16 protein-coding genes are annotated in these 17098 nt (G+C 71.1%); 14 read left to right on the forward strand and 2 right to left on the reverse strand.

What is annotated here, in order from left to right; translation table 11 throughout:
* Nucleotides 1-58 precede the first annotated feature (58 nt).
* Nucleotides 59-271: a cold-shock protein gene (locus tag VF092_15155; protein HEX6748634.1), complete on the forward strand. Its 213-nt coding sequence runs from the start codon at nucleotides 59-61 to the stop codon at nucleotides 269-271.
* Between the two features lie 142 nt (nucleotides 272-413).
* On the opposite strand, the gene murB is transcribed toward VF092_15155, so the two are convergent.
* A complete protein-coding gene (gene murB, locus VF092_15160) occupies nucleotides 414-1376 on the reverse strand; it encodes a UDP-N-acetylmuramate dehydrogenase (protein ID HEX6748635.1) in 963 nt (320 codons plus the stop codon).
* A gap of 105 nt (nucleotides 1377-1481) precedes the next feature.
* Here murB and VF092_15165 point away from each other — a divergent pair, with 105 nt between their 5' ends.
* From VF092_15165 to pnuC, 6 genes are all read left to right on the forward strand, one after another.
* Nucleotides 1482-1886 (forward strand): hypothetical protein, encoded by a 405-nt coding sequence (locus tag VF092_15165; GenBank protein HEX6748636.1) that lies wholly within the window; start codon nucleotides 1482-1484, stop codon nucleotides 1884-1886.
* Between the two features lie 90 nt (nucleotides 1887-1976).
* Nucleotides 1977-3185 (forward strand): MFS transporter, encoded by a 1209-nt coding sequence (locus VF092_15170; protein HEX6748637.1) that lies wholly within the window; start codon nucleotides 1977-1979, stop codon nucleotides 3183-3185.
* Nucleotides 3186-3280: 95 nt separating this feature from the next.
* Nucleotides 3281-3466: a hypothetical protein gene (locus VF092_15175; protein HEX6748638.1), complete on the forward strand. Its 186-nt coding sequence runs from the start codon at nucleotides 3281-3283 to the stop codon at nucleotides 3464-3466.
* A gap of 97 nt (nucleotides 3467-3563) precedes the next feature.
* Nucleotides 3564-4367 carry a hypothetical protein gene (locus tag VF092_15180; GenBank protein ID HEX6748639.1) on the forward strand — a complete coding sequence of 268 codons (804 nt, stop codon included), beginning with the start codon at nucleotides 3564-3566 and terminating at the stop codon, nucleotides 4365-4367.
* 36 nt (nucleotides 4368-4403) lie between these two features.
* Complete coding sequence (locus tag VF092_15185; GenBank protein ID HEX6748640.1) at nucleotides 4404-5012, forward strand: TIGR04282 family arsenosugar biosynthesis glycosyltransferase; 609 nt, start codon at nucleotides 4404-4406, stop codon at nucleotides 5010-5012.
* Entirely contained in the window at nucleotides 5009-5623 is a 615-nt protein-coding gene (gene pnuC / locus VF092_15190; protein HEX6748641.1) for a nicotinamide riboside transporter PnuC, read from the forward strand. The genes VF092_15185 and pnuC overlap by 4 nt, the downstream gene beginning before the upstream one ends.
* Before the next feature lie 173 nt (nucleotides 5624-5796).
* On the opposite strand, the gene VF092_15195 is transcribed toward pnuC, so the two are convergent.
* On the reverse strand, nucleotides 5797-6999 hold the full coding sequence (locus tag VF092_15195; GenBank protein ID HEX6748642.1) for a hypothetical protein: 1203 nt from the start codon (nucleotides 6997-6999) through the stop codon (nucleotides 5797-5799).
* 238 nt (nucleotides 7000-7237) lie between these two features.
* Here VF092_15195 and VF092_15200 point away from each other — a divergent pair, with 238 nt between their 5' ends.
* The 7 genes from VF092_15200 to VF092_15230 all read left to right on the forward strand — a co-directional run bounded on the left by VF092_15200 (nucleotide 7238) and on the right by VF092_15230 (nucleotide 16847).
* Nucleotides 7238-9586 (forward strand): prolyl oligopeptidase family serine peptidase, encoded by a 2349-nt coding sequence (locus VF092_15200; protein ID HEX6748643.1) that lies wholly within the window; start codon nucleotides 7238-7240, stop codon nucleotides 9584-9586.
* Nucleotides 9587-9848: 262 nt separating this feature from the next.
* Nucleotides 9849-10142, forward strand: coding sequence for a hypothetical protein (locus VF092_15205; GenBank protein HEX6748644.1), 294 nt, complete (start codon nucleotides 9849-9851; stop codon nucleotides 10140-10142).
* Between the two features lie 443 nt (nucleotides 10143-10585).
* A complete protein-coding gene (locus VF092_15210; protein HEX6748645.1) occupies nucleotides 10586-11980 on the forward strand; it encodes a Fic family protein in 1395 nt (464 codons plus the stop codon).
* 82 nt (nucleotides 11981-12062) lie between these two features.
* On the forward strand, nucleotides 12063-13007 hold the full coding sequence (locus tag VF092_15215) for a glutathione S-transferase family protein (GenBank protein ID HEX6748646.1): 945 nt from the start codon (nucleotides 12063-12065) through the stop codon (nucleotides 13005-13007).
* A 14-nt stretch (nucleotides 13008-13021) separates the two neighbouring features.
* Nucleotides 13022-13567 carry a GNAT family N-acetyltransferase gene (locus VF092_15220; GenBank protein ID HEX6748647.1) on the forward strand — a complete coding sequence of 182 codons (546 nt, stop codon included), beginning with the start codon at nucleotides 13022-13024 and terminating at the stop codon, nucleotides 13565-13567.
* 249 nt (nucleotides 13568-13816) lie between these two features.
* A complete protein-coding gene (locus VF092_15225; GenBank protein ID HEX6748648.1) occupies nucleotides 13817-14647 on the forward strand; it encodes a hypothetical protein in 831 nt (276 codons plus the stop codon).
* Between the two features lies 1 nt (nucleotide 14648).
* Nucleotides 14649-16847 carry a neutral/alkaline non-lysosomal ceramidase N-terminal domain-containing protein gene (locus VF092_15230; protein HEX6748649.1) on the forward strand — a complete coding sequence of 733 codons (2199 nt, stop codon included), beginning with the start codon at nucleotides 14649-14651 and terminating at the stop codon, nucleotides 16845-16847.
* The last annotated feature ends 251 nt before the right edge of the window (nucleotides 16848-17098 follow it).

Raw genomic sequence — 17098 nt, forward strand, 5'->3', positions numbered from 1 at the left:
CCCATGCGTGGGGGGCAGAATGGGTCCCACGCCGCACAGCATCATCTGGGAGCACCGCATGCGCAGCACCGGCACCGTGAAGTGGTTCAACGACGCCAAGGGGTTCGGGTTCATCACCCCCGAGGACGGCGGCAAGGACTGCTTCGTCCACTACTCGGCCATCAAGGGCAAGGGCTTCCGCACCCTGGCCGAGGGCGACCGCGTGGCCTTCGACCTGGTCGACAGCGCCAAGGGCCCGGCCGCCGAGAACGTCGAGCGCGTCGAGGCGTAAGTCGCGCGGGCTCACCACGAAACGCGCCGCCCGGGCTCCCCTGCCCGGGCGGCGCGTCTTTCTTCCCCTGTCGATCAGACCGGCGTGCACTCCTGAGATCCGCGATCCCCTCACATGGAGGCGCGGAGATCTCGGCGCACGGTCAGAACTCGCCGATGAAGCCGATCTCCGGCTTCAGCTCGTGGCCCAGCTCCCGCCGCACCGTGGCCTGGGCGAGCTCGATCAGCTCGCGGACGTCGCGCGCCGTGGCGCCGCCGTAGTTGACGATGATGTTGGCGTGGCGATGGAAGATCCCCGCGCGGCCGCTCTCGTGCACGTGCCCCTTCAGCCCGCACTGGTCGATCAATCGCCCGGCGCCGATCCCCTCGAGCTTCTGGAAGATCGAGCCGGCGCTCGGATAGAGCCACAGGTCGGGGTGGCGGTCGTCGCGCCACTGCAGGTTCTCGCGGATGATGGCGCGCAGCTCGCGTTCGTCCGCCGGCTCCAGGCGGAAGGTGACGTCGAGCACCACGTCGCGGCGCACGTGCAGCACGCTGAAGTCGTAGCCGAACTGGAAGTAGTCGTGCCCCACCTCGCGGATCTCCCCCACCTCCGTGAGGATCCGCGCGCTCTCCACCACCTCCTCGACGAACATGGTCCGCTCGCGCCCGGGCGGCGGCGAGAGGAAGTGCAGGTTCTGCCAGATCGCGCCGCCCACCGTGCTGGGGATGCCGACGTAGTGGTGCAGCCCCCCCAGCCCCCGGCCGACCGTGGCCTGGATCAGGTCGGGATAGGTCTTCGCGCCGGAGCCGGCGCGCACGCGCACCTCGTCTTCCCACGCGATCCCCTCCACCTCGTTGCGGATCACCAGCCCGCGGAAGCCGCCGTCGCCGACCAGGATGTTGGCGCCCAGGCCGAGGAGGAAGAACGGGAGATCGAGCTCGCGCGCGGCCAGCACCGCGCTCGCCAGCTCGTCGGGCGTGCGGGCGCGGTACAGCAGGTCCGCCGGGCCGCCGATCCTGAACGTCGTATAGGGCGCCAGCACCACGTCGCGCTCCAGCCGCGCGGGGTCGAGCCGCGCCGCCAGCTCGTCGATGGGAAGGTCGATCGCGTTCGCGTGGGGCATCGAGGCCGCTCTTCGGGGATTCGGGACGGGGGACGGACAGCCGCCCCACTCTACGCCGCGCGGGCCGGTTCGCAAGCCCGGTGCCTCGCGCGGACGCGAGACGCCTTGCGCGCGCGTGCGAGCGTCGTCAACGTTACGGCACCCGCGGTCCACCCCTCGCCCCGCCCCTATCCCGTGAACACCGTCGCCGCTGAACACCCCTCGCGCACCGCGCCCGCGCTGTGGATGCTCCTCACGCAGGTCCTGGCGCTCGCCTCGCTGGCCGCCTGGGCCGTCGTGGCCGGCTTCTCCTTCGTCGCATCCGGCCCCGCGAACCCGGAGATCCTGCTCCCCGGGCCGCTCCTCTGGGCGCTCTGGATCTACCCCGTGGTGCCCCTGATCTGCACCGTCGCCGCCTGGCGGGCCTTCCGCCGCCGCGACACGCGCCGCGCGGTGACGTGGACCACGGTGCAGCTGGCCGCGGTGCTGCCGCTGCTGGCGTGGGTGTGGTTCATGGCCTCGCCGGTGTGATGGGCGGAGATCGCGATCAGACGGTGACGGGGCGGCCCGCGCGCGGCGCCGCCCCGTCGTTTTGTCTTCATCTCCCGATGATGACGGACGATGGCGAGCCCGGCGTCAGCTGACGACGCGCCGCACCGCTGGCGGACGCTGGCGCTCCTGGCCGCCGCCGAGCTGCTGGGGATGTCGCTCTGGTTCACGGCCAGCGCGGTATCGCCGCAGCTGCGCGGGCTGTGGGGGCTCACGGAGTCGCAGGCGGGATGGCTCACCGGCGCGGTGCAGCTCGGCTTCGTGGCGGGGACGGCCGCGGCGGCGCTTCTCAACCTGGCCGACGTCCTTCCCAGCCGCGGCTACTTCGCCGGCTCGGCGCTGCTGGCGGCGGCGGCCAACCTCGCGCTGATCGCCTGCCGCGGCTACGAGCCGGCGCTGGCGGCGCGCTTCGCGACCGGCTTCTTCCTCGCGGGCGTCTATCCCCCGGCGATGAAGATGGTGGCCACCTGGTTCCGCTCCGCGCGCGGGCTGGCCATCGGCACCGTCGTGGGCGCGCTGACGGTGGGGAAGGCGACGCCGTACCTCCTCCGCGCCTTCCCGTCCCTGGGATGGCAGACGGTGGTCGCCGCCGCGTCCGCCGGCGCCGTGGCGGCGGCGCTGCTCGTCGCGGCCGCGTACCGCGACGGGCCGTATCCCTTCCCGCGCCGCCGCTTCGCCTGGTCGCGCATCGGCGAGGTGGCGCGGCACCGCGAGACGCGGCTGACGGTGAGCGGGTACCTGGGCCACATGTGGGAGCTGTACGCGATGTGGACGTACGTCTCCCTCTTCTTCCACGACCTCTTCGCCGCGCGCGGCGCGGGCGCGGCGCAGGCCACGGCGCGCGCGGGGCTCGTCGGCTTCTCGGTGATCGCGGCGGGCGGGGCGGGATCGGTGCTGGCGGGGCGATGGGCCGACCGGCTGGGCCGCGAGCGCGTCACCATCCAGGCGATGGCGGTGAGCGGCGCCTGCGCGCTGGCGATGGGATGGCTCCTGCGCGCCCCCGTCGCGCTGGCCGTCGCCGTCGCGCTGGTGTGGGGATTCTCGGTGGTAGCCGATTCCGCGCAGTTCAGCGCGGTGGTGACGGAGGTCGCGCCCGAGCACGCCGTGGGCACCGCGCTGACGCTGCAGACGGCGCTCGGCTTCCTCCTCACCTCCGCCACCATCGCCGCCGTCCCGCACCTGCGCGACGCGGGCGGATGGCCGCTCGCCTTCGGCCTCCTCGCGCTCGGCCCCGCCGCCGGCATCGCCGCCATGCTGCGGCTGAAGCGGCTGCGGACGTAACTGACGTTGCGTCAACTATGTAGACGGAAGCCTTGACGAAACCGCGACAGTTTTGTACGTTTGGCGCTCACTCATTCGTGCCGGAGAGGTGGCTCATGATCCGAATCGAACGAAAGCGCCCGGGCGCCGACCGTGTGCGGCGTGGCCTGGTGACCTCCAGGCCCAGTTCCGCCGCCCGCGCCGAGGCCGAGAGCGAAGCGCAGTCCTTCTACGCCGCGCAGGAGGCGGCCGCCCAGGCCAGCCGCGCATACCAGGCGCGTCGGCGGGCCATACGCAGCTGACCGCGTTCCGGCGGATGATAGCGCAGCCGGGGTCTTTCGGGACCCCGGCTTTTTTGTATCCGGTGCCCTCCACAACGCCCTCACCCGGAGGATCTTCATGAACTTCGAACAGGGAGACGATCGACCCGCGGGGCACGTGTTCGGCCTGCCTCCGGAGGCGCGCTTCGGCGACGACCCCAAGCGCAGGCCCCACCTCCTGCTCCACCGCTGCCGCCCGGCGGAGCTGGGCACGCTGGCGCACATGACCACGAAGCTGTCCGAGGAGATCGGGTATGGCGCGCCGGCGCACGAGATCGCCGAGTGCAGCCGCAAGCTCCGCTATCCCGGGCAGCAAGGCTGCTTCGTCACCCCGGTCCGCCTGCTGTTCCAGGACGCTTCACTCCTCGATCGATCCGACGCGTGCTATGCTTCGTCGCTCCACTCCGTTTGCGCGGTGACGGCGAAAGCGCTGGGATTGAGATCGGGGCTCGGGGCTCCTGGGTCCCCGAGCGTGCGCGGACACCTGGCCGTGCTGAGCCGCGAAGTGAAGGAGGCGTTCGAGTTCGGGCATGGCGTCGTGCTCACGCAGCACGAATACTCCGCCCAGCGGCGGTGGCAGCTGCTCGTACCGATACTCGATCTCCGGGATCTGATCCCGGTCGGAGCCGATCCGGACAGCTTCACTCCAGAGCCATGGGATGTCGTGCCCGAGCCAGCCTCGTGGTCGACTGGGCTTCCGCGCGGATGGGTACGGCCGGTGATCGATACGGCGCGACTGATCACGTTCAGCGAACGGTGGACCCGCAGCCGGGACCGGGACCGGTGGCTCAAGGGTCAGATCGAGCGTATCCTCCCTGCATCCGTTGATCTCGTCACCCTGAGCCGGATCGAGGATGCGCTCGCCGCCCGGCTCTGTCTGTAGAAGGAGGGTTCCATCCCCAGCGCAGTCCTGATCTTCGTGCGCGCGCCCGTCGTGGGGCGGGTGAAGACGCGCCTCGCGGCGGAGATCGGCGCGGAGGCGGCGCTGCGCGTCTACCGCCGGCTGGCGGAGCACGCCGTCGCGGAGGCGCGCGCGCTGGGCGACGAGGCGCGGGTGCGCGTCCACTTCACCCCCGCGGACGCGGGCGAGGCGGTGCGCGCGTGGCTTGGCGGCGACGCCGCGTACCTGCCCCAGGCGGCCGGTGATCTCGGCGCGCGGATGCGGAGCGCGTTCGAGGCCGCGTTCGCGGCGGGTTTCGGCCGCGTGGTGATCATCGGCTCCGACCTGCCCGACCTCTCGCGCGACACGCTGCGCCGCGCCTTCGCGCTGCTCGACGAGCATCCCGCCGTCGTCGGGCCGGCACGCGACGGGGGCTACTACCTGCTGGGGATGCGGGAGATGATTCAGGGGATCTTCGACGGCGTGCCGTGGAGCACGCCGGCCGTGCTGGACGCGACGCTGGCGAGGCTGCGCGCCGCCGGCGTCACTGCCGCGATGCTGGAGACGCTGACGGACGTGGACGAGGCGGCGGACCTGCCGGGCGGGTGGCGCGAATGGGCGGGCGGCGCGGAGGCGGCGGCCGCATGAGCGCGCTCGACTTCCTCAAGGCCGCGTTCGGCAACAGCTGGATCGAGTGGATCGCGGTCGTGTTCGGGATCGTGAGCGTGTACCTGAGCGTCCGCGAGAAGATCTGGAGCTGGCCCACCGCCATCGTGAACGTCTCGCTGTACATCTACATCTTCTTCAACGCCAAGCTGTACGCGGACATGGGCCTGCAGGTGTACTTCCTGGGGATCTCGTTCTACGGCTGGTGGAACTGGCTGTACGGCGGCGCCAACCACACGGAGCTGCACGTCACCCGCATCACCCCGCGCAACGCGGCGATCTTGGCGGCGATCGGGATCATGGCGGCGGCGGGGCTCTCGCATCTCCTGGCCACGCACACGGACGCGGCGGTGCCGTGGGCGGACTCCACGCTCACGGTCGCGAGTCTGATCGCGCAGTACCTGATGACCAGGAAGGTGCTGGAGAACTGGGCCATCTGGGTGGCCGTCGACGTGGGCTCCATCGCCATGTACATCTACAAGGGGCTGTATCCCACCGTCTTCCTCTACTCCGTCTTCCTCGTGCTGGCGACGATGGGGTGGTTCGAGTGGAAGCGCTCGCTCGCGCAGCATCCCGTCCCGGCACAGGCATGAGATGATATTTCTCACGCAAAGTCAGCAGAGTCAGCAGGAGAGCTGCAGCCGTTCTCTCTGCTGACTCTGCTAACTCTGCGTGAGCTCAATCTGTTGCAGGATTCGATGAAACGACGAAGCCTCCCGCCGGGAACTGGCGAGAGGCTTCGTCGATTCACGTCTCCCGAGACGGCTCAGCGATTGATCGGCTCGATGCGGCGGATCTCCGGGAGCGTGTCCTCGCCGGAGGGCGGCGTCTGGTCGTCGCTCGAGGGCTTGTCGCTGGGCTTCCCCTCGTCCGAGTCCGACGTGCCGGACGACGGCGTGGTATCGGAGGCCGGCGTCTCGCTCGACGTCTGGTCGGCGGTCGCGCGCGCGGCCTCGTCGCCCACACGGAAGGTGCGCAGGATCACCGGCAGCCCGCCCTTCTCGCCGAGGTCTTCCACGCTGCTGAGGCCGCTGCCCACGGGCGTGCCCAGCATGATGATCGACAGCCCCTTCCCCTCGCCCACCGGCAGCACCAGGAAGCGCCCGAAGATGTCGACGTTGTTCTGGCGCGCGGTGAAGCGGAAGCCCGTGGCCTCGTGCCCGCCGATGGTCACGCGGTCGTCGCTCACCCGGCGGAAGTTGGGGAACTGCGACGCGAACTGCTGCTCGAACTGCGTGGTCAGCTGCCGCAGCACCTCGGGGTCGTTCTCGCGGCCGGCCGGCGCGTACATGTAGCCGACCGCGAAGTTCTCCTGGGTGACGTCGTTCTCCTGCTTCTCCACCTTCACGAAGTTTCGGTCGCCCGGATCGGTGCCGCTCTCCACCACCCGCCAGTCGTCGGGATAGCGGAACGAGAAGGGGAGATAGTGCGGGCTCAGCGTGTCGTTCAGCCCGTCCGGCGAGCTGGCGAACTGCGCCGTCCCCTCCATGTCGGCGGCGGAGACGGAGGTGGTGTCGCCGCCCGACGAGCCGCCGCGCTTCTTGCCCAGCGCGCCGATCAGGAAGAACGCCACCAGCGCCAGCACCACCAGCAGGCCGCACCCGCCGCAGCCCAGGATGATCGGCATCTTGTTGCTCTTCGCCGGCGGCTGCGGGGGACCGCCCGCATAGCCGCCGCCGTACGGCCTCTCCGGCCCGCCGCCCGGGGGCGGCGGCCCACCCGTGTACGGACCGCCGGTGTAGCCCCCGGGCCCCGGCCCGCCCGCGCCGGGGCCGCCGGAGCCCGGGCTACCCGGCCCGGGGCCGCCCGGCCACGTCCCTCCCGTGTAGCCGCCACCCCCGCCACCCGGCGGAGGCGGGGGAGGAGGCGGAGTCCCGCCGCCGCCGCCGAAGGGAGGTGGCGGTGGGGGCGGCGGATAATTCCCGCCCGGCGGCGGGGTGTTGGGCGGGGGAGGCGGATAGTTGCTCATGGGGACGTGGGATGAGACGGGTGGAGCGTACGGCCGCGGAAGCGCCGCGAGGGACAGGGCAGACTACAACGCGCTAGATACAGCCCGGCGCGCCGCGCGGCAAGCATTCCCGCGCGCGGCGGGGCCGATCCCCGCCGATTTGGGACGAACGGTGAGCCTCCGCGCGTTGTATCCGCGCCACCCGTTCCCTATGTTGCGCGCGAGCTTTCCGCGTCATCCACCCGATCCCGCAGTCCCCATGACTCCGTCCAGAAGCCTGGGCGCGGCGCTGGCTGCGCTCGCCCTCGCCGCGAGCGCTCGGGCGCAGGCCACCGCACCGGCGCGGCCGGCCACCTCCACGTTCGACCTCAGCGTCCGCAACATCATGCGCGGGCCGCTGCTGGTGGGCCGCTCGCCCGACGAGGTGCGCTGGTCCGCCGACTCGCGCACCGTGTGGTACCGCTGGCGCGAGCCCGAGGCGCGCGACACCGCCACGCACCTCTACCGCGTCTCCGCGGAGGGCGGCGCGCCGGTCGTCGTCGCCGACACCGCCGCGTTCTGGGCCGCGCCGGCGGAAAACGGGCGCTGGAACGCGACGCGCACCCGCCGCGCCGAGGAGCGCAGCGGCGACGTCTTCGTGGCCGACCTGGACGGCCGCGTCCACCGCATCACCCAGACGCCGGGGCGCGAGCGGTGGGCGCATCTCTCGCCGGACGGGCGCACGGTGTACTTCGTGGCCAGCAACAACGTCTACGCGGTGGAGGTCGACGGCGGCGGCACGCTGCGCCAGCTCACCGACCTGCGCCTGGAGGACGCGCCGAAGCAGGACAGCGCGAAGGGGCAGCGCGGCTTCCTGGAGAGCCAGCAGCGCGAGCTGATGGGCGCCGTGCGCGACCGGCGCGCGGAGCGGCTGCACGGGCAGGAGGTCGATTCGCTCCGCCGCGTGGCGCCCCCCGTGTACCTGGGGAAGAACGCGACCCTCAACTCCGCCGAGGTCTCGCCGTCCGGCCGCTACCTCCTCCTCGGCGTGGGCCAGCGGGTGGAGGGCGAGAAGCAGGTGATTGTCCCCAACTTCGTCACCGAGAGCGGCTACACCGAGAACATCAACGCGCGCGGCAAGGTGGGCGACGTCCAGAACCAGCAGCGCGCCGCGGTGATCGACCTGGCCACGGGGCGGATGAGCTGGATCGAGCCCGAGGCGAAGGAGCGCCGGCTCACCCTCAACACCGTCGGCTGGTCGCCGCGCTCCGACCGCGCGCTGGTGATCGGCGTCCCCGCCGACTTCAAGGACCGGTGGATCTACGTCGCCGGGCCGGACGGGAAGACGGTGACGGTGGACCACGGGCACGACGACGCGTGGGTGGGCGGGCCCGTCTTCTTTTCCGCCGGATGGCTCCCGGACGAGCGCGCCTGGTTCGTGAGCGAGCGCACCGGCTGGGCGCACCTCTACACCGTCGCGGCCACCGGCGGCGAGGCGCGCGCGGTGACGTCGGGACGCTGGGAGGTGCGCGCCGTGCAGCCCTCGCGCGACGGGCGCACCTTCTTCATCTCCACCAGCGAGACCCATCCCGGCGAGCAGAACCTGTACGCCGTCTCCGCCGACGGCGGCCCGCGCACCCGCATCTCCACCATGGACGGGTGGACCGACGCGCAGGTGTCGCCGGACGGGCGGTGGGTCGCCCTGCTGCGCTCGACCGCGGACGCGCCGCCGGAGCTGTATCTCGCGGCGAACCGCGCAGGCGCGCAGGCGCGGCAGGTGACGCGCTCGACGACGGCGGAGTACCGCACGGGACCGTGGATCAAGCCGCAGATCGTGGAGATCCCCACGCGCGACGGGCAGACGGCGTACGCGCGCATCTTCCGCCCGCGCGAGCTGGGCGCGCGGGCGAACGGCGCCGCCATCCTCTTCGTCCATGGCGCCGGCTACCTGCAGGACGCGCATCGCGGCTGGTCGACGTATTTCCGCGAGTACATGTTCAACCACCTGCTGGCCTCGCGCGGCTACACCGTGCTGGACGTGGACTACCGCGGCTCGGCGGGGTACGGCGCGGCGTGGCGCACGGGGATCTATCGCCACATGGGCGGCAAGGACCTCGACGACCACGTGGACGCCGCGCGCTGGCTGGTGGCGAACGAGGGGGTGGACGCGAAGCGGATCGGGATGTACGGCGGCTCGTACGGCGGGTTCATGACGCTGATGGCGCTGTTCACCCAGCCCGACGTCTTCCGCTCGGGCGCGGCGCTGCGCTCCGTCACCAACTGGGCCAACTACAACCATGGCTACACCAGCCGCATCCTGAACCTGCCGCAGGACGACTCGACCGCCTATCGCCGCTCGTCGCCCATCTACTTCGCCGAGGGGCTGAAGGGCGACCTGCTGATGCTGCACGGGATGGTGGACACCAACGTCAACTTCCAGGACGTCGTGCAGCTCAGCCAGCGGCTGATCGAGCTGGGGAAGACGAACTGGGAGCTGGCCGTGTACCCGGTGGAGGACCACGCCTTCACCCGCCCCGAGTCGTGGGCCGACGAGTACCGCCGCATCCTGGAGCTGTTCGAGCGCACGCTGCGGCCGGGCGCGCCGGCGTCCGCCGCGGGCGGAAACTGACGGCGTGGAGGCGAACTGCGACGCCTGTACGTGGCACGTTTTACGCATGCCGCGCACGTATCAGCGCGACAATCGGGGACGGGCGGAAGGCGGGGCGGGCGGCGGGGCTTCGGCCCCGCCCTCGTCATGATGAGATAAACGGTTGGAGCAAAACAACTTAGGACTTCCGGAGTGGCACGCGGGTTGCTTCTGATCGCTGGACAACGACCGAGAGACCGAGACTCTCCCCGTCGAACGGTGACCAGCCGAAGGAGGATGGACCATGACCAACCGCGTCGCCAACGCTCTATCGGAGACGCTGCCGCAGCCGAAGGGACCCTTCACCGATGCCGAGGCCCTGGAGCTGCTGATGGCCTATCGCAAGGACCCGTCGGACGTGCCGTGCCCGCTGTGCGGCCCCGGGAACATCGAGGTCCTGGCCTTCATCGAGCCGCAGATCGATCCGAACGGGTTCGCCTCGGTGACCGAGCCCGAGGGCGAGTACGCCGCCGCGCTGTACTGCCACAAGTGCTACCGCGCGGTCGGGATCCTCGCCGGCGCCATCCGCGAGGCGTAACGGCGAGACACCCCGTTCGGCTGACAACAGGTTCTTCCTCGACGATGGGGATCACGGCGGCGCCCGGCGAACGGGCGCCGCCGCTGCGTTGGAAGACAAATCCTGATGAACGCATCCGGAATGCAAACCAACTGTCCGGGTCTTGTGACACCAAATCGGATGATGCTCAGAATCTGTCAATAAGGCGGTCATACCTGTCACGACAACACATGGGTGTCACGCGACCAGCGGCAGAGTCCAAGTTGCGTTTGCTCACTCGCCACGCCTTGAGCCTCTAGGAAAATCCTTTCTCCACAATCAAGATCGAATCAATCCAAGCCTATCCCGCCCAGTACGTACACATCTCTTGACACTCATTCAGAGTTATCGTCAGATTCTGTCAAGAGGCACGGTCTCCCTGTCACGAGGCAGGGCTGGTTGTCACGGAAGCGGAGATGCTGTCCATGCGCGACCGATCCCCTCCCTCGGAAGACGAGCTGATCGCGATCGAGACACTCATCGCGCGGAAGCCGGACGGCATCCGGAGGCCGGAGCTGGAGGCGGCCTTCGCCGAGACGTTCGGCCGCACCATCGGCTACCGGACGCTGTTGCGGCGCCTGCGCCGGCTGATCGATCAGGATCGCGTACGAATCCAGGGTGAGGGCACGCGAACGACCTACGTCCCAGGCCCGGGGCTGGTGCTCGAGGCTCCGCCGCCGGAGGAAGGTTACGTTCCCCTGTCGCGGGAGGGCGCGCGGCTGCGGGCGCTCGTCCGCCGCCCGCTGGCCGAGCGCAGGCCGGTCGGCTATCAGACGGCGTTCATCGAGGCCTACCGTCCCAGGAAAACCTGGTATCTACCGAAACAGCTCCGGGAGCACCTTCACCAGATCGGGCGAACACCGGATGGCGAGCGGCCGGCAGGGACCTACGCGCGCGAGATCTTCGGCCGGCTGCTGGTGGACCTCTCGTGGGCCTCCAGCCGCCTGGAGGGGAACACCTACACGCGGCTCGATACGCTCAACCTGCTGGAGTTCGGCCAGCGCGCCGAAGGCAGGGAGATCGCCGAGGCGCAGATGATCCTGAACCACAAGGCGGCCATCGAGCTTCTCGTGGACCAGGCGGAGCGGGTCGGATTCAACCTCTTCACCTTTCAGAACCTGCACGCGGCGCTCTCCGAGAATCTGCTCGGCGACCCGGCGGACGAGGGGCGGCTGCGCACCCGCATCGTGGAGATCGCGGGCACCACGTATCACCCGCTGGCCATCCCCCAAGCCGTGGAGGACCTGTTCCGGCTGCTCCTCGCGAAGGCCGACGCCATTCCCGATCCGTTCGAACAGGCGTTCTTCGTGATGGTGCACCTGCCCTACCTGCAGCCTTTCGCGGACGTCAACAAGCGCACCTCGCGCCTGGGCGCGAACCTCCCGCTGATCAAGGCCAACCTCTGCCCGCTGTCGTTCATCGACGTGCCCGGGCACGCCTACATCGAGGCCATGCTGGCGGTCTACGAGCTGACCCGGGTCGACCTCCTCCGCGACGTGTTCGTCTGGGCGTACGAGCGCTCGTGCGCGCAGTACCGCGTCGTCCGCGACGCGGTGGGAGAGCCGGATCCGCTGCGGCTCCGCTATCGCGGGGAACTGGCCGAGGCCGTCCGCGAGACGGTCCTCGCCGGTGCGCCGCCGCGACTGGAGCTCCTGCGCGGCTGGGCGGAGAGGCGAGGTGTTCCGGCCGACGACGTGGACGCGTTCGCCGAGCGGGCGCTTGCGCTGCTGCTGGGGCTGCACGAGGGCAGCCTTCATCGCTACGGCCTTCTCGTCGGCGACTTCACCGCGTGGAGATCCCGTTTCGGCGCGGGACACTGATTGCCTGCAGCGCGGCAGGCAGGTTGCGATCACCCTTCGATGACCACGAATCGAGTGCTTTTGCGGGGGAGAGGGTGAGGCGATGAGCACGGCGCAGTTTCCGGCGGAGACGGGGGCGGACGGGGCGTTCGTGCGGCAGCGGTACACGATCCGCGGCCGCATCACCGCCGACGGGTCGTCGGGGTTCCCGGCGGAGGCGGGGCGATACCATCTCTACGTCTCGCTCGCCTGCCCGTGGGCGCACCGGGCCATCATCGTCCGCAAGCTGCTGGGGCTCGAGGACGTGGTCTCGATGTCCGTGGTCGACCCGATCCGCGACGAGCGGGGGTGGGCATTCCGCGAGGGCGACGGCCACGGGCCCGATCCCGTCTGCGGCTTCCGGTTCCTCTCCGAGGTGTATCTCCGCACCGACCCGTCGTACACCGGCCGCTTCACCGTCCCCTGCATCTGGGACCGGGTGACGGGGCGGCTGGTGACGAACAACTATCCCGACATCACGATCGACTTCGAGACGCAGTTCACCGCCTTCCACCGCCCCGGCGCGCCGGACCTGTATCCGCCGCACCTGCGCGGGGAGATCGACGCGGTGAACGAGGTCGTGTACCAGGACGTGAACAACGGCGTGTACCGGGCCGGCTTCGCCGCGTCGCAGGAGCGCTACGAGGAGGCGGTGCGGGCGCTGTTCGCGAGGCTGGACTGGCTGGAGGAGCGGTTGGCGGGCCGGCGCTACCTCGTCGGCGGGCAGCTGACGGAGGCGGACGTCCGGCTGTTCACCACGCTGGCGCGGTTCGACGCGGTGTACGTGGGCCACTTCAAGTGCAACCTGCGGCGGCTGGTCGACTTCCCCAACCTGTGGGGCTACGCGCGCGACCTGTTCCAGCGCTCCGGCTTCGGCGAGACGGTGAACTTCGACCACATCAAGCGGCACTACTACATGACGCACGACCGGCTGAACCCCTCGCGCATCGTGCCGCTGGGGCCGCTGGTGGACTGGACGGCGCCGCACGACCGCGCGCGCCTGTCGTGATGGCGGATGGGGTGGTGATCCGCGACGCGCGCGAGGAGGACCGTGACGCCGTCCGCGAGCTGACGCTGCGCGCCTACGCCGAGTACGCAAGGGTGATGGCGCCGTCCGCCTGGGCCGGGCTGGAGGGCGCGATCCACCGCGCGCTGGACGAGGACGCGGCGGCCGAGCGGATCGTGGCGGAGCACGACGGGAAGCTCGTCGGCAGCGTGATGCTGTATCCCCCGGAAACGGACGCGTACGGCGGCGCCGCGAACGCCGCGCCCTGGCCCGAGCTGCGGCTGCTCGCGGTCTCGCCCGACGCGCGGGGGATGGGGGTGGGGCAGGCGCTGGTGGACGAATGCGTGCGCCGCGCGCGTGCCGGCGGCGCCACGGAGCTGGGGCTGCACACCTCGCAGAGCATGCGGGCGGCGCTCCGGATGTACGAGCGCATGGGGTTCGTCCGCGCGCCCGAGCACGACTTCCACCCCGACGGCGCCGAGCATGTGTGGGGCTTTCGCCTCGATCTCACGCATCGCGACGAAACTCAGATGAAATCATCGCAGGCTGACGACGCTCGCTAAATCCTGTCATCACCCGGCCCGCACGAAGGCGACAACCGGCGCCGCGTGCAATCTCCCATCGCGCAGCCATCCAATCTCGAAAAGCTTGCAGCGCAGGCGAGCGCTCCGGCACTATGCAGGCACGGAGATCATCATCTCCGTACATGGTGATCTGGAAATCCGAATCGCGTTTCATCCCCGTCCGCCATCACTCTGAACGGCCCCGATCCGCAGGTCGGAGATCCAAGCCAATCCACCAGGCTACCATCCATGCCCGCCGGTTTTTCGCCCCGCCTCACCGCATCCCTCGCGCTGCTCGCCGCCGCTGTGATGGCGATCCCGTCGCCGGCGGCTGCGCAGCCGCGGCTGTCCATCGGCGGCGACCTGGGATATGCGCCGAGTTACGTCTGGCGCGGGGTGACGCGGTCGGAGCGCCTGGTGCTCACCCCCGCCGCGTTCGTGCGGCTGGATGCCGGCGCGAACGTCCTCTCCGCCGGCGCGTGGAGCGCGGTGGAGATGCGGAAGGCGTCGCCAGGGACGCTCACGCTGCGGCCGCCGGACGAGTGGGGGCCGGGCGAGCTGGACCTGTGGGCCCAGTACACCCGCCACGTCGCACGTACGGACGTGAGCCTGGGCGTCGTCCGCTACGTCTTCGCGGACAACGCGCCGGCGACGGAAGCCTATCTCCAGATCTGGCCGGACTCGCTCCCCATCCCCATAGACCTGCGCGGCGCGGCATACGTGGGGCTGGAGGGCGATCACCCCGCGTACGCCGAGGTCGAGGCCAGCCACTCGTTCTCCCTCATCCCCCTTCCCAGCGGGCCGCCGTCGCTGCTGGTGGGCGCCACCGCGGGCTTCAGTCTCAACGCCCCGGACGACGCGCGTCCCGTGCGCTTCGCGGATACAGGGCCGACGCACCTGATGCTCGGGGCCACGCTGCTCATCCCCGTGAATCGGACCACCGCGCACATCGGCGTGCGTCACCAGCGCAGCTTCGACGAGGCCGCGCGGCAGCTGGCGCCGGGGCGCGAGAGCGACCACCGGACGTGGGGCGAATTCGGCGTTTCGTACGTGATCGGCACGCCCAGAAAGGCGAAGTGAGATGCGCACCGCCCGCTGGCTGATCGTGGCCGCCACCGCCGCCGCGTGGGGATGCGTCCCGCGGGCGATCCAGCTGCCCACCGCGCAGTCGCCCGAGCCGGTGGCGCGCGACACGGGCGGGCTGCACGCGGGGTTCGCGCGCGTGGACATCACCCCGCCGCCGGGGCCGGCGATGGTCGGCTACGGGACGGAAGGAAAGGCGGCCCACGGCTACCGCGGCCGCCTGTACGCGCGGGCGATGGTGCTCGAGGACCGGCGCGGCGAGCGGCTGGCCATCGTGGGGCTGGACCTGGGGATGGCGTCCGTCCTCCTCCACCGCCGCGTGGCCGCGCTCACCCGCGACACCCCCGTGGCCATCGGCGCGGACCGGCTGCTGCTCTCGGGCACGCACACGCACAGCGGGCCCGGCAACTTCTTCGGCGTGCCGGGGATCGACGCGTTCGCGTCCACCCGTGGCGGCTACGACGCGCGGCTGACGGATTTCCTGATCGCCCGCATCGCCCTGGCGGTGCGGATGGCGGCGGATTCGCTGCGCCCGGCGCGCGCCGCGTGGGCGGTGGACACGGTGTGGGGACAGACGCGCATCCGCAGCGACAGCGCGTTCCGCAGCAACTCGCCGCCGTGGCGGTATCCCCATCCGCCGGCGGGGCTCGACTCGCTGCAGGCGGGCGTCGACCCCGCGTGGCGGATGCTGCGCGTGGACGTGATGCGCGACGGGAAGTGGGTGCCGCGCGGCGCCTTCAGCATCTTCGCCATCCACGGCACGGCCATCCCCGGCGCCAACGAGCTGTTCGACCCCGACGTGCACGGGATCGTCTCACGCGCGGTGGAGGCCCACGTCGACGAGCTGGCCGGCCGCGGCGAGGCGATGCGGCGCTGGGGCGTGCACCTCTTCGGCAACGGCGCCGAGGGCGACGTGTCGCCGGTGTTCACCGACGAAAGCCGCTGCCCCACGCCGGAGATCGGGCGCGCGCGACGGCTGTCGGGCCCGCGCACGCCACCGCAGCCGGACTACTGGGTGCCGGTCGCCGACACCGCGTTCGACCGCTGCCTGCGTCACGGAAAGCGCCTGGCCGACACCCTCGGCCGCACGCTGGCGGCGAAGGCGGTGCGGCAGTTCGACCGGCTGGGCGCGCACATGGACAGCCTCGACGCGGAGCTCACGCGCGGGCTGCGGATCGAGCGCGCGTTCGCCACGCTGCCGCTGGTGCGCAGCACGGAGACGGGCGACCTGTGCCCCGAGCCGCGCGTGGGGACGGGCTTCGCCGGCGGCGCGGAGGACGGGCGGTCGCGGCTGTACGGGTGGCGGCTGCTGGGCTTCGTGCCGCCGGGGTTCGCGATGGACCACGACACCGCGTACCGGGGCCTCACCTGCCACCGGCAGAAGCGGCTCGCGCTGGGGCGGCTGGGGCTTTTGCAGGGGATCGTGGCGGGGCCGCACGGGCTTCCCGAGGTGGCCCAGGTGAGCGCCGTGCGCATCGGCGGCCTGGTGATCGGCACCCTTCCCGCCGAGCCGACGACGACCGTGGGCGCGCGCATCCGCGCCGCGATGGCGTGGCACGCGGGGATGCAGCCCGACAGCGTGGCGGTGATGGCGGTGACCAACGGCTACATCCAGTACATCACCACCCCCGAGGAGTACCGCTTCCAGTACTACGAGGGCGGCGCGACGGAATTCGGGCCGTGGGAGTCGTGGTTCTTCCAGGACGCGCTGTCGCGGCTGGCGGCCACGCTGCGGCCGTCGTCGACCGGCGCGCCGCCGGGGCGCGTGACGCCGCTCACCGCGTTCCGCGGGGAGGGGCTGGAGAGCTTCCCCGACTCGGGCGGCCCGACCGAATCGCGCATCACCCGCGCGTTCCGCGAGTACCGCTGGCGGGGGGATACGCTGGTGGTGCGCTGGAACGACGTCCGCCCCGGCCGCCTGATCCCCGCCGACGCGCCGGTGCTGGCGGTCGAGCGGCAGGACGGCGGCGAGTGGCGGACGGTGACGTGGGACGACGACAACGAGCTGGAGGTGCGCGGCGTCCGCCGGCTCGGCGGCCGCGGGTACGAGTGGGAGGCGCGCTGGCGTCCCTGCCGCCGCCCCGCAGGGGAGACGTATCGCATCGTGCTGCTCGAACGCCCCGGCCTTCCCCCGCTCACCGGCGAGGGGCTGCGCTCCGGCCCCGTGCCGCGCTGCGAGGACGATCTCCGCCCCTGATCCCACGGCGGCGAGTCGCTGCGAAAAAGCAGGAGGCACTGGAGATCCCGATCTCCAGTGCCTCCATCGTTTCATACCGGCTGCCGCAATTGATTGTGCATTCCGATCAGATGTCATTCCGAGCGGCGCCGCTGCTCCGAACCTCCAATCGCGCTGATGCCAAGCGGCGCCCGAGGAATCTGTGGCATGCGTCCGAGCAACAGACGGCCTGTGGCTCGGGAGCCGGCCACAGATTCCTCAGGCGCCACGGC

This window comes from Longimicrobium sp., from assembly GCA_036377595.1.
Classification (GTDB): Bacteria; Gemmatimonadota; Gemmatimonadetes; order Longimicrobiales; family Longimicrobiaceae; genus Longimicrobium.

Coding starts and splice junctions, on each gene's coding strand:
- VF092_15155 (HEX6748634.1), top strand. CDS start 59: ATGCGCAGCACCGGCACCGTGAAGTGGTTCAACGACGCCAAGGGGTTC.
- murB (HEX6748635.1), bottom strand. CDS start 1,376: ATGCCCCACGCGAACGCGATCGACCTTCCCATCGACGAGCTGGCGGCG.
- VF092_15170 (HEX6748637.1), top strand. CDS start 1,977: ATGGCGAGCCCGGCGTCAGCTGACGACGCGCCGCACCGCTGGCGGACG.
- VF092_15175 (HEX6748638.1), top strand. CDS start 3,281: ATGATCCGAATCGAACGAAAGCGCCCGGGCGCCGACCGTGTGCGGCGT.
- VF092_15180 (HEX6748639.1), top strand. CDS start 3,564: ATGAACTTCGAACAGGGAGACGATCGACCCGCGGGGCACGTGTTCGGC.
- pnuC (HEX6748641.1), top strand. CDS start 5,009: ATGAGCGCGCTCGACTTCCTCAAGGCCGCGTTCGGCAACAGCTGGATC.
- VF092_15195 (HEX6748642.1), bottom strand. CDS start 6,999: ATGAGCAACTATCCGCCTCCCCCGCCCAACACCCCGCCGCCGGGCGGG.
- VF092_15200 (HEX6748643.1), top strand. CDS start 7,238: ATGACTCCGTCCAGAAGCCTGGGCGCGGCGCTGGCTGCGCTCGCCCTC.
- VF092_15205 (HEX6748644.1), top strand. CDS start 9,849: ATGACCAACCGCGTCGCCAACGCTCTATCGGAGACGCTGCCGCAGCCG.
- VF092_15210 (HEX6748645.1), top strand. CDS start 10,586: ATGCGCGACCGATCCCCTCCCTCGGAAGACGAGCTGATCGCGATCGAG.
- VF092_15215 (HEX6748646.1), top strand. CDS start 12,063: ATGAGCACGGCGCAGTTTCCGGCGGAGACGGGGGCGGACGGGGCGTTC.
- VF092_15225 (HEX6748648.1), top strand. CDS start 13,817: ATGCCCGCCGGTTTTTCGCCCCGCCTCACCGCATCCCTCGCGCTGCTC.
- VF092_15230 (HEX6748649.1), top strand. CDS start 14,649: ATGCGCACCGCCCGCTGGCTGATCGTGGCCGCCACCGCCGCCGCGTGG.